Source organism: Bartonella sp. W8122 (assembly GCF_016102485.1).
GTDB classification, from domain to species: Bacteria; Pseudomonadota; Alphaproteobacteria; order Rhizobiales; family Rhizobiaceae; genus Bartonella; species Bartonella apihabitans.
On the sequence record NZ_JACFOO010000001.1, the window covers coordinates 655477 to 667253 of the forward strand.

The 11777-nt window shown below is 41.5% G+C and carries 8 protein-coding genes, 1 tRNA gene and 1 riboswitch; of the genes, 6 read left to right on the forward strand and 3 right to left on the reverse strand.

Going from position 1 to position 11777, the window contains the following annotated elements; translation table 11 throughout:
- Positions 1-503: 503 nt before the first annotated feature.
- The gene (locus tag H3S83_RS02910) at positions 504-2873 is read right to left on the reverse strand and encodes a membrane-bound PQQ-dependent dehydrogenase, glucose/quinate/shikimate family (RefSeq protein WP_198238860.1); all 2370 of its coding nucleotides are present in this window, start codon (positions 2871-2873) and stop codon (positions 504-506) included.
- A 393-nt stretch (positions 2874-3266) separates the two neighbouring features.
- A tRNA-Gly gene (locus H3S83_RS02915) sits at positions 3267-3340 on the reverse strand.
- Between the two features lie 293 nt (positions 3341-3633).
- Here H3S83_RS02915 and H3S83_RS02920 point away from each other — a divergent pair.
- The 5 genes from H3S83_RS02920 (at position 3634) to H3S83_RS02940 (ending at position 8959) form a co-directional block, all read left to right on the forward strand.
- Positions 3634-4764 (forward strand): DegT/DnrJ/EryC1/StrS aminotransferase family protein, encoded by a 1131-nt coding sequence (locus H3S83_RS02920; RefSeq protein WP_198238861.1) that lies wholly within the window; start codon positions 3634-3636, stop codon positions 4762-4764.
- 8 nt (positions 4765-4772) lie between these two features.
- Positions 4773-5708: a glycosyltransferase gene (locus tag H3S83_RS02925; RefSeq protein ID WP_198238862.1), complete on the forward strand. Its 936-nt coding sequence runs from the start codon at positions 4773-4775 to the stop codon at positions 5706-5708.
- Between the two features lie 5 nt (positions 5709-5713).
- Positions 5714-6649 (forward strand): WxcM-like domain-containing protein, encoded by a 936-nt coding sequence (locus tag H3S83_RS02930; protein WP_198238863.1) that lies wholly within the window; start codon positions 5714-5716, stop codon positions 6647-6649.
- Positions 6646-7056, forward strand: a complete 411-nt coding sequence (locus H3S83_RS11665) for a GtrA family protein (RefSeq protein WP_198221258.1) — start codon at positions 6646-6648, stop codon at positions 7054-7056. Before H3S83_RS02930 ends, H3S83_RS11665 begins: the two co-directional genes overlap by 4 nt.
- A gap of 61 nt (positions 7057-7117) precedes the next feature.
- Positions 7118-8959, forward strand: a complete 1842-nt coding sequence (locus H3S83_RS02940) for a glucosyltransferase domain-containing protein (RefSeq protein WP_198232804.1) — start codon at positions 7118-7120, stop codon at positions 8957-8959.
- Positions 8960-9103: 144 nt separating this feature from the next.
- On the opposite strand, the gene H3S83_RS02945 is transcribed toward H3S83_RS02940, so the two are convergent.
- The gene (locus H3S83_RS02945; RefSeq protein ID WP_210327910.1) at positions 9104-10201 is read right to left on the reverse strand and encodes a 2'-deoxycytidine 5'-triphosphate deaminase; all 1098 of its coding nucleotides are present in this window, start codon (positions 10199-10201) and stop codon (positions 9104-9106) included.
- Positions 10202-10289: 88 nt separating this feature from the next.
- A riboswitch (SAM riboswitch) is annotated at positions 10290-10324 on the forward strand.
- Positions 10325-10496: 172 nt separating this feature from the next.
- Here H3S83_RS02945 and H3S83_RS02950 point away from each other — a divergent pair.
- Complete coding sequence (locus tag H3S83_RS02950) at positions 10497-11690, forward strand: O-succinylhomoserine sulfhydrylase (RefSeq protein WP_078038978.1); 1194 nt, start codon at positions 10497-10499, stop codon at positions 11688-11690.
- Positions 11691-11777: the final 87 nt, after the last annotated feature.

Below are 11777 nucleotides of genomic sequence, written 5' to 3' on the forward strand. Positions count from 1 at the left end.
TTTGATGAATTTTCGTGAAATAGCCTGATTGAAAGGGTATTTTTACAAGCTACTTTATGCATCAAGCCCGCAATGAATTGCGGGCTTTTTATTGGTGGGGGTGTTTTCTGGCAGTTTTTTCCGACTTGTTTTCTAAGGCTGTTATGGTTTGCGAACTTTCTGCTTATGTTCGAAACATTTGCACTCGCTGGAGAATTTTATAGCATGCTGTTGTTTAAAGGTAACATAAAACAGTTATATTCGTCTTTGCATTGTTTTTATAGCATTTATTAAATTCAAAAATAATAAAACCGTAAAACAATAAATTATATATGATGACAATAGTATTATAAAAATTTATGTGGGTTCGATCTATTCATAATTATTTTTTATTTTAAAATAATAATATTGAATAATGTCTAAAAGCCCGCCACATGAATGCGGCGGGTCCGGTTTTAGAGGGGTCCAACATTGGGGATATTTCAAACGTTTGGGAACCGGAAAATTTTATCGTTTTATAACAGTTAATCCTTCAAAGCATAGGCAATGACATAGTCACCCCGTTTCGGATTTTGACGGGCACCGCCTGCGGTAATGACAATATATTGTTTGCCGGTTTTTGGCGAAATATAAGTCATAGGGCCGCCCTGGCTGCCGACAGGCAAACGCGACTTCCAGATTTCTTTGCCTGTGCGGCTATCGAACGCACGCAAATAGAAATCCTGCGTTCCGGCAAAGAACACAAGGCCGGATTGTGTTGCTAAAGAGGCTCCAAGTGTCGGCATTCCGATAGGAACAGGTACGCCGAGTGCGATATTGAGCGGCCCCGTATCCCTGACAGTGCCAACCGGAACCTGCCACACAATTTTGCGGGTTTTGAGATCAATTGCCGACATTGTGCCAAAAGGCGGCTTCTGACAAGGAACTCCAAGTGGCGAAAGGAAGCGCATGCGCATAGCACCGAAAGGTGTTCCGGTCATGGGGACAATACCCATTTCGATGCCGGACGCACTTTCGGGAATATCTTTGCGCTCGACAAGATAATTGGCAAGGCCAAGGCGCATATCATTGACGAAAACATAGTTCAATGTCGGATCAATCGAGACAGATCCCCAATTCATACCGCCGAGTGAACCCGGCATTTGTAATGAATAATCAAGCCCCGGAGGGGTGAACACACCCTGATGACGCATTTTGGCAAATTCGATCCGGCATAGAAGCTTGTCGAACGGTGTGGTTCCCCACATATCGGCTTCTGTTAAAGTTGCATTGCCGAATGACGGCATTCCAACGGAGAAACGCTGTGTTGGCGAATAACGTTCACCGGCAACATTCCCTTGCGGTACCGGTTTTTCTTCGACATCCGCAATCGGTTCGCCGGTTTCACGGTTAAGCAGGAAGACCTCTCCCTGTTTTGTCACCTGAACGAGTGCAGGTACGATATTGCCGTCATTATCGGGAGCGTCAAGCAGAACGGGTTGTGCGGGCGTATCAAAATCCCAGATGTCGTGATGCACAAATTGGTAATGCCAACGCACCTCGCCGGTCTTCACATCAACAGCCACAACGGAAGACGAGTATTTATCATCTTCGGCTGTGCGATAGCCGGCCCAGAAATCGGGGGTTGAATTGCCTGTCGGTAAATAGACTAGCCCGAGTTTTTCGTCATATGACATTGCCGCCCAGACATTCGGTGTTCCACGTGTATAGGTTTGCCCTTCCGGCGGAAGTCCGTGAATATCGGGATTACCCGGATCCCAGGCCCAGACGAGATGACCGTCGTTCACATCATAGGCTCTGACAACCCCCGGCGGTTCATCGGTCGAGAAATTGTCGGCCACGCGCCCGCCCACAATGACAACGTCACCGGCAACAAGTGGTGTCGATGTTTGTTGGTAATAACCGGGTTTTACTTCACCCATGCCGGTTTTAAGGTCGACAGTACCTTTATCTCCGAATTCTTCGCAAGGCTTTCCGGTTGCTGCATCAAGTGCGATGAGTCTTGCGTCTCCCGTTGGCAAAAACAGCCGCGCTTCGCAGGTATTATCAGCTTTCACAGCTTTGATTGACTGTGTCTCATGATAACCCAAGCCGCGGCAACGTTGCCAGTTGGGTCCGGTCCCGTGAGGGTCGAACATCCAGTTCTGTTTTCCGCTATCGACGTCGAATGAAAGCACCTTGCCATAGGCAGTACAAACATAAAGATTGGTGCCGATCTGTAGCGGGGTATTCTGGTCTTCTGCCCCCGAGCCGTTACTTTGGGGAATGTCACCGGTATGGGCAATCCAGGCCACATCAAGTTTTTTGATATTGGCAGGCGTTATCTGGTCAAGGGCTGCAAAGCGGCTACCATAATCGTCATTGCCCCAGTTTTTCCAGTCTTTTTGTTCATTAGCCGGTTGCACCGGTCGTGCAGGCGTGGCTTTTTCTGCCGCGTGGATGACATTTTTCGGTATAAACGAACTCACAATTGTTGCCGCCATGCCGATAAACACCAAACCAGCCAAAACAAGTGATGTGGAGCCTGCGATTTTCCCCTGTTTTTTTGCCATTGCTCTATAGGCAAGCAACACCAGAAAAAAGGCCACAGACAAAGCAAAGAGATTGGAAAATTGCTGCCAGTAATCAAGCCCTGCTTCATGATAAGACCATATTGCGCTCATCACATAGATAAAAGCGAAAATCCATACACTGAAACGGTTGAGCCGGATCATGAACAAACCCGACAGAAGCAACAGGATACCGAGCGCCAGATAATACCATGTCCGGCTGCCAAGATAAATGAGATAGCCGCCAAGAAGAGTGAAATAAAGCCCCGCTGCCAATACCAGCAAGCTTAACAGAATAACCAGACAAACGGTCATTCTCGACGGGCCATTTTTGAACTTTATCATTTGAACTTCCCACTGATTGGAAACAAATTCGGGGTTTTTCAGATTGTTGTTTTTGGAAAGCTTTTGCATAAAGTCAAAACAGCGTCAATTCGGCAGCCGTTCATATGAGTGTGATGAATGATGGTCTTTATAAGATAAATATATAACAATATTTTATACAAAAAATTTTCTCTTCAATAATTAGATAAATTTAACATAAGTTTAGATATGTTGTTTCGTATAATATATTTAAATAAAGTAAATATAGAATTATAATAATTATAAAACGCAATATAAAAATTCTGTTTTTTAAATCACGAAAATGATTATATTTTGTTTAAAATTATTATAAATTAAAAAATATAAGTAGCGAGAAAAATACGAGATAAGGGCAGCAGGAAACAGTCAAAGAGCTGGAGCGGGTAGCGGGAATCGAACCCGCGCGTTCAGCTTGGGAAGCTGACAGGCTACCATTACATCATACCCGCAAAATGCGTGACACACGGATGCAATCTTTAACGCTTTTTGTCAAGCACTCTCTACTCAAAGCGGTTTAAAATGTTCGTACGTTACGATTTTTGGTTTTTCGCTGAAAAACGTAGTTTAGATTGCTTTTTGTGCAGTAGTAGTTTAGATTGCTTTTTGTGCAGTAACTGTTTAGCATAAAATAACAAAGTTACGTTAAAATCATAAGCTGGCTTGTATGAAGAACAGGATATTATCCTGTATTAGATGAATTTAGTGTTTTGGTTTTGATAGGATTGTTTATAAAGTTAGTGATATGGAAAACTCAGTTTTATTTAACGATTTAGCTAGTTTCTCTAGCGATTTTTACCATATGCGTGAGGCTGCTGCAAAACGCGTTATCACATCGGGGTGGTGGTTGAATGGCAAGGAAACAAGTGCTTTTGCTGAAGAATTTGCAAACTATCTTAACATTGAATTTTGTCTACCTCTAGCTAACGGAACAGATGCACTAGAAATTGCAATGCGGACTATTATCGAAGTCAGAGGAGCGCAGTATGACGAAGTGGTTACTGTCGGTAATGCAGGAGGGTACAGTTCAATAGCATGTCGGTTGGTTGGTCTGAAACCGGTATATGCGGATATTGATAGTCAAAGCCTTCTGATGAATATGGATTCGGCGTTGTCCTGTGTAGGGCCCAGAACTTCATTTGTTGTAGTTACTCATCTTTATGGTGGGGTTGCAGACGTAAAAACATTGCGTAAAAAGCTTGATGGAGCAGGTTATCAAGATGTTCTTATTTTGGAAGACTGCGCTCAAGCACATGGTGCCAAACTTGGAACGCAGAAAGTAGGAACGTTGGGAGATATTGCAACGTTCAGTTTTTATCCAACGAAAAATCTCGGAGCAATCGGAGATGCTGGCGCAATTGTTAGCAATAATGAAGAATTAATGAATATAGCACGTGCTCTGAGCCAGTATGGTTGGGCTGGTAAATACTCAATTGATAGAGCTTATGGGCGAAATTCACGTATGGACGAGATTCAAGCCGCTTTTCTGCGTTTATCATTACCTAAACTTGACGGGTGGAATGCCCGTCGAATTGAAATTGTCCAGCGCTATAAAAAAGCATTACCATCTGGTATAAATCTTGTTGAAAGCCCAATTGACTACGTTGCACATTTGTGTGTTATTCAATGCAAAAGGCGTGATGAACTTAGTCGTTTTTTGAATAAAAATGGTGTTCAGTCGGCTATCCATTATCCGATTGCCGATTTTGATCAAGAAGGATGGAAAAATCTTCCAAAAGCTTTAGCTCCAAATGGAGTAAATATTACAAAAAGAGCTTGCTCAGATGTATTATCGTTGCCTTGTTATCCTTCACTGACTGATCAATCAGTTGATTTGGTAGCTGGTCTGGTCAACAATTGGGATAAAAACAAGTAGTAAAATCAATGTATTCTCTTATTATACCAGTTTATAAAAATGAAGAAAATATTCCAGATTTGCTTCAACTTCTAAATAGGTGGAGTGGCGATGTATCGTTCAAGCTGGAGGTTGTTTTTGTAATTGATGGCTCCCCCGATAGAAGTGGGCAAATGCTCTTGGAAGCTCAGACCTCTATGCTTTTTAACTCACAAATTATTTTTCACAGCAGAAATTTTGGCTCTTTCGTAGCAATTCGTACAGGGCTTGAAAAAGCGAAAGGCGAATTGTTTGCTGTTATGGCTGCCGATATGCAGGAGCCAATTTCTTTGGTTCAACAAATGTTTGAAAAGTTGGCTGTTGATGAAGCCGATATTGTTTTCGGTGTTCGAAAAAGTCGGGATGACGGAGCAGTGAAAACTTTTTTGTCCAAAACTTTTTGGTCTTTTTATCGGCGTTTCATAGTGACAGATGTTCCCAGAGGTGGCGTAGATATTTTCGGATGCAATGATAAGGTTAGACAAGCTGTACTTGAATTCAAAGAGACGAATAGTTCATTAGTTGCGCAGCTCTTTTGGGTTGGCTACCGTCGGGGATTTGTTGAGTATGACCGACAAAAGAGGCAAAAGGGATCAAGTGGCTGGAATTTTTCTCGTCGGCTACGCTATATGATGGACAGTGTCTTTTCATTTTCAGACCTTCCCATCCTTTTAATATTATGGGTAGGAGTTATTGGCAGTCTTGTTAGTTTCATGGTTGGGGTCGGGGTCATCTGTGCCAGATTGCTGGATTTTATCCATGTGCCGGGTTATACGGTCATTGTTGTGTTGATTTGTTTTTCCACATCAATCATCTTGATGGTTCAGGGGGTAATCGGCGTCTATTTGTGGCGTACCTTTGAGAATAGTAAAAAACGTCCCCTATCCCTTATCAATTACTGTGCAGAACACATTTATAAAGGGTGAAAATCTTGTCAGTTTTTAAGCATCCGCAGTCCTTATGTGAATCAATTTCTGTTGGTGAGGGAACGCGTGTATGGGCGTTTGCACATATTTTGCAGGGTGCGAAAATTGGCGTAAATTGTAATATTTGCGATGGTGTTTTTATTGAAAATGATGTTGTACTTGGTGATAATGTTACCGTAAAATGTGGCGTGCAATTATGGGATGGAACCCGCGTTGGTAATAATGTATTCATCGGTCCCAATGCTACTTTCTGTAATGATGTCTATCCACACTCCAAACAATACCCTGAGAAATATCTAGGCCCTATTATTGCAGACGGTGCTTCTATCGGTGCCAACGCAACGGTTTTACCTAATATTCATATAGGACGAGGTGCAATGGTTGGTGCTGGCGCAGTAGTTACAAGGGATGTACCGCCTTTTGCTAGAGTTGTTGGCAATCCCGCTACGATTATCGGTTATGAAAATAATACACAATTTCAGAGATTAAGTTTGTTTGTTAAAACGGGGAGATTATCGGTAGGCCAACGCCTTGATCTAGAAGTCAATGACTGTTTTGTTGAGGGGTTGCCGCATTTTTCTGATTTGCGCGGCGAACTTGTTCCATTGGAAATAAAAAAAGGCTTACCCTTCGAACCGGTTAGGGTTTTTATGGTTTATGGTGTGTCGGGTCAATATGTACGAGGTGAACATGCTCATCACAACTGTCGACAATTCTTGATTTCTGCTCACGGGAGTGTTTCCGTTATTGTCGACGATGGAAAGCAGCGCAAAGAAGTGGTGTTGGATAAGCCAAATATTGGTCTTTATCTCGCTCCAATGACATGGGGTATACAGTATAAATTTTCTAGTGACGCTGTACTCTTGGTGTTGGCATCACTTCCCTATGATGAAGCTGACTACATAAGAGATTATGACACATTTCTCAGTTTTGTTAAATGAAGAACACTTTTTATGATATAGCAAAGTTAAAGAAGAATATATTTCTTTTTTTAATTGCCGGTTCGATAAATACGATTATAACAATAGTTGTATATCAACTATTTTTATTTATTGTTTCCTCATCAGTATCTTATTGTATTTCATGGTGTGTCGGAGTTATTCTTGTTAGTGTAGTCTATCCATACTTCGTTTTTAGCGTAAAGAAAGAGAACCATTCAAAAACAAGCATTCAGTTCGCAATAATTTATATCATCTGTTTTTTTCTCGGTTTGGCTTGTAATCAGATATTAATATTTATATTTAATATCCCTCGGTTATCTATTTTCTTTACGTTGTGTTTTACCTCTTCAATATCATTCCTCCTGATGCATTTTGCTGCGAGTCACTCCTATGAAAACAAATACTAAAGCAATTAACGATGATCTGTCCAAATATTATCCGTATTTTCTTTTGTTTGGACTTTACATAGTGCTTTATCTGCCATGCCTCACAACCTATACATTAAGTGCTGATGATGAAATTGCTTTTTGGCGGACGACTCCAGAAGTTTGGTTAGCGCAAGGACGAATTGTAGGTTTTTTTCTTGAAAAATATATTATAAAACAATCAGTTATTATATTCTATAATGAATTCTTTTTTGGCATTTGTGCAACCTTGTCATATGCCTTTATTTTGCGAGCATTCCGTCATTACCAAATTGGCGTTTTTGATGTACTTGCATTTGGTATTTTTTGTGCTTTTCCAGTCTGGTATTTTCTATTGGAATTTTATTCCAATATACCGGCTGTTTCCATTGGTATTCTTTCGTGTGGACTAGGTATATTTTTTCTATCTGACTTCATTGAAACATATCGCAAAAGATATTTTATTTATACAGTATTATGTTTTTTTGTTTCGATATCAAGTTACCAAGCGTATTTTTATTGTTTAGCAGTCATAATATTTTCAATGATTTTAGTGAAATTTAATAATTTTACTAGAAAATCATTAAAGTCACTGTTAATTTGCATTTTAGCATTATTTGTATCAACCCTAATTTACGGATTGATGTTTAAAATACTTCTTATTATATATAATGTAAACGTTGGTTATATAGGGTCATTTTTAGATATAAAGTTATTTACTAACGATCCACTTGGACGACTATCAATTGTTTCTCATGATATTTATAAGTTTGCTATTAAAAATAAACAAATTTTTAACTTTTATTTTTTTGGCGTAACTATAATAGTGTTGTTGTATTTTATAAATATAACCTTAAAAAGAAAAGTTTTTAATGTAATTATTTCTATTGCTATAATAACAATCCCATTTATACAACACCTTTTTAGCTCCATATTCCTTACTCGCCTAGGACTTGCGATGCCCTTTGTGGTTTGGTTCTTTTCATTTTATCTCTATCATCATTCTAAATCGCTTGTAAAATTTGTGGTCGTACTTGCCACCTGTTTGACGCTTATACAAAGCGTCTATTTTGTCTCTTATTACACAACAAATCAGAAGCTGGCTTATCAATACGATGTTGCGTTAGCTGGAAAAATTTACGATCGACTTATTGAGAAGGGTGGTGATCTGCATACGCCGATGGTGGTAGACGTTTATGGTTCTATCGCATTTAAAACTAACTTAGAAAGAGCACCTTGGATGTCGTCGGGCGGGTCATTTTTTGATATACCGTACGGTAGTATTGAGAGAATTGTCGCTTTTATGAAGTTAATTGGTTACAACAATATTGTTCCATCAGCGGAAGATAGCGATAAAGCACGGTATTTTGAGGAATACTTAAAAATGCCAAGCTGGCCAGCAAAAGATTCGGTAAGAAAAGTTGATAATGTGTTTCTTATTAAACTTTCAAATCAGCCTAATTCAAAATACCTCAACATGAGCAATGTCATTGGTACCTTAGACAAATCCGTTTTCCATTATGATAATCGCGAGTCCATTTCGGAAAATCATCAAATGTTTGAATTAAAAGAAGTCAGTCTAGGTCATTTTGTTGCAACTGGTAATGATGCACAAATCTTTATTAATTTAGATCGTGAAAGGATTAAGGGGTGTACTACTTTTCAAGTAAAAGCAGATTTAGATCTTGAAAAAGCTTCCGTCTTTCAAGTGTACTTTCTGAAGGCGGATGATCAGCAATTTAATGAAAAAAGCACCTATATTCAGCCTCTGCTGCATCCTGGGCATCAGGATGTTACGGTTATTTTAGATTCGCAAAACGGCTTTAAAACTTCAATTCGCCTTGATCCAGTGAATAATATTCAGAACTTTAAGATCAACAAGCTTGATATCAAGTGTGTCAGATAAAGCGGTTAAACGAATATAAGCACCGGCAGATTTTAGTTATCGGTCAAACATTGCATGTATAAACACCATTGCCACGTCAGTGGGTAGCAATGGTGTTGCAGATGGTGGTTGGTTCAGGACTCTATTTTGTCTGCTCCGGTAAGTTTATTCGGCACATTTGAAATGTTTTGAGAGCTTCAGTCCTTGGGCTTGATAATTGGAACCGAGATCGCGACCGTAAAGTGAATTGGGCCGTTTGAGCATATGTTCATAGACAAGATGACCGACGATCTGTCCATGCTCGAGAATGAAGGGAACTTCATGGCTTCTTACTTCGAGAACCGCACGAGCACCTTTGCCGCCCGCTTCATTGCTGCCAAAGCCGGGGTCGAAGAAACCGGCATAGTGAACACGAAATTCGCCGATCAACGGGTCAAACGGTGTCATTTCGGCAGCATAAAGCGGCGGAACGTGAACTGCCTCACGCGAAACCAGAATATAGAATTCGTCAGGATCAAGAATAAGTGAATGCGAGCCGCGATCATAGATCGGTTCCCAAAAATCGAGCACTTCGGCGACGTTGCGTTTATCAACGTCAATAACACCGGTATGATGTTTGCCACGGTAGCCGACAAGCCCTTTATCATTACCGGTTAAATCAATCGAAAGTCCGACGCCGCTTGCCGTGATCGTGGGATGGTTGTCGGAAACCAGCATTTCCTTTTTATGAAGGGCAATAAGCTCATTTTCGTTAAGTGTGCTGTTGCCTTTGCGAAAGCGGATTTGTGACAATCGTGAACCGGTGCGCACAATCACTGGGAAAGTGCGCGGGGAAATTTCAAGGTAAAGTTTTCCGTGATAGCCGCTTGTTACTTTATCAAATTCTTGTGCATGGTCAGTAATGACGCGGGTAAAAATATCGAGCCGTCCGGTTGAACTTTTTGGATTGGCTGAGGCCGATAAATCACTTGACAGCGAAAGTGTTTCAAGCAGCGGCACGATATAGACACAACCCGTTTCAAGCACTGCACCGTTTGTAAGGTCGAATTCATGCAGTTTGAATTGTTCAAGTTTATCAATAACTTGTTTGTCAGGCCCGGGCAAAAAAGAGGCGCGGACACGATAGGCCTTTTTGCCCAATCGCAAATCGAGACTGGCCGGTTGTATCTGATCTTTGTCTAACGGGCGATCCGATTTCAAAATATTGTTTTCAAATAAACCCTGAATATCGCTATCTGCCAGAATGCCGCTTGAGCGTACCATGATGAATACCTTTTGTTATTTCCCGTTATCTCTTTAACCTGTTCATGGATTGACGCAAGCTATTGAAGAGAATATGGAAGATTTATCCCGTGGTGATTTGGCCGGCCGGCTTGCAGCCACGCTTGGGGTTTATGGAATATAAACGCGTTCGGATGACAACGTAAAGTCTTCGGTGCCGATTCCATTCAATCCTCTTGAAATGCTAAAAGGCCGTGAGATCAAGCGGACTTTTGGCATCTTGTTTTTCAATCTTTACCATGACGGCAAAGGTTTTTTTGATGAAAGCAGGTGACTTATGACACTTAATCCGCATCGTAAATACCGTACCGCTACAGAAATGGTTCATGCGGGGACTCAACGCTCTCCTTATGGAGAAGTCTGTGAAGCGATTTATTTAACCCAGGGCTTTACCTATCCGAGTGCCGAAGCGGCCGAAAGGCGTTTCGACGGAGAGGATCCGGGCTTTGTCTATTCACGTTATGCAAATCCGACCAACGATATGTTTGAAAAACGTATGTGTGCGTTGGAAGGGGCTGAAAGTGCACGCGCGCTTGCTTCGGGAATGGCTGCTGTCTCGACAGCTATTTTATGTTTTGTGAAAGCCGGCGACCATTTTGTTGCAGCCCGTTCCATGTTCGGTTCCTGCCGTTATATCATTGAAAAAGTTTTGCCCCGTTATGGTGTCGAGGTTTCAATCATTGACGGGCGCAAAATCGAAAATTGGGAAAAAGCAATTCGCCCCAATACACGCGGGATATTTTTTGAAACACCGGCCAATCCGACTTTGGAAATAGTCGACATTAAAGCGGTTTCGGAACTTGCCCACAAAGTTGGTGCAACCGTGATTGTCGATAATGTATTCGCGACGCCGCTTTATCAAAAGCCGCTCGAACTTGGTGCTGATGTCGTTGTCTATTCGACCACCAAACATATTGACGGGCATGGGCGCTGTCTCGGTGGAATGGTTTTATCTAGTGAAGAATGGATGACAGAAAATTTTCAGGACTTCTTCCGTCATACGGGGCCCGGAATGAGCCCCTATGTCGCATGGCTCATGTTGAAAAGTCTCGAAACGCTCCCGCTTCGTGTTGAAGAAATGACACGCTCGGCAGCAAAACTTGCCGATTTTATCAGTGGGCATAAGGCGGTCGCAAAATGTGTTTACCCGGGACGTGATGACCACCCACAAAGGGATATTATAAAAAAGCAGATGACAGGCGGTTCGACAATGATTGCCTTGGAATTGAAGGGTGGCAAAAAGGCCGCTTTTTCCTTCTGCGATCATCTGACAATTCCGCTTATTTCCAATAATCTTGGAGATACACGCTCCATCATGACCCATCCGGCAACCACAACCCACCAGAGCATCGGTCCCGAAGCACGTGCCGAACTTGGTATCAGTGACGGATTGTTGCGCTTTTCGGTTGGTCTCGAAGATGTTGACGATTTGCTGGAAGATGTCGAACAGGCATTGAACGCGACACTCTGATAAATCCGTTATCCGGATTGTTCAAAATATGAGCGCAAGCTTTTTTAAAAAGCTTGTGCTTTTTTAATATGGTCTCAATCAGGATTA

Coding starts and splice junctions, on each gene's coding strand:
- H3S83_RS02910 (WP_198238860.1), bottom strand. CDS start 2,873: ATGATAAAGTTCAAAAATGGCCCGTCGAGAATGACCGTTTGTCTGGTT.
- H3S83_RS02920 (WP_198238861.1), top strand. CDS start 3,634: ATGGAAAACTCAGTTTTATTTAACGATTTAGCTAGTTTCTCTAGCGAT.
- H3S83_RS02925 (WP_198238862.1), top strand. CDS start 4,773: ATGTATTCTCTTATTATACCAGTTTATAAAAATGAAGAAAATATTCCA.
- H3S83_RS02950 (WP_078038978.1), top strand. CDS start 10,497: ATGACACTTAATCCGCATCGTAAATACCGTACCGCTACAGAAATGGTT.
- H3S83_RS02945 (WP_210327910.1), bottom strand. CDS start 10,201: ATGGTACGCTCAAGCGGCATTCTGGCAGATAGCGATATTCAGGGTTTA.
- H3S83_RS11665 (WP_198221258.1), top strand. CDS start 6,646: ATGAAGAACACTTTTTATGATATAGCAAAGTTAAAGAAGAATATATTT.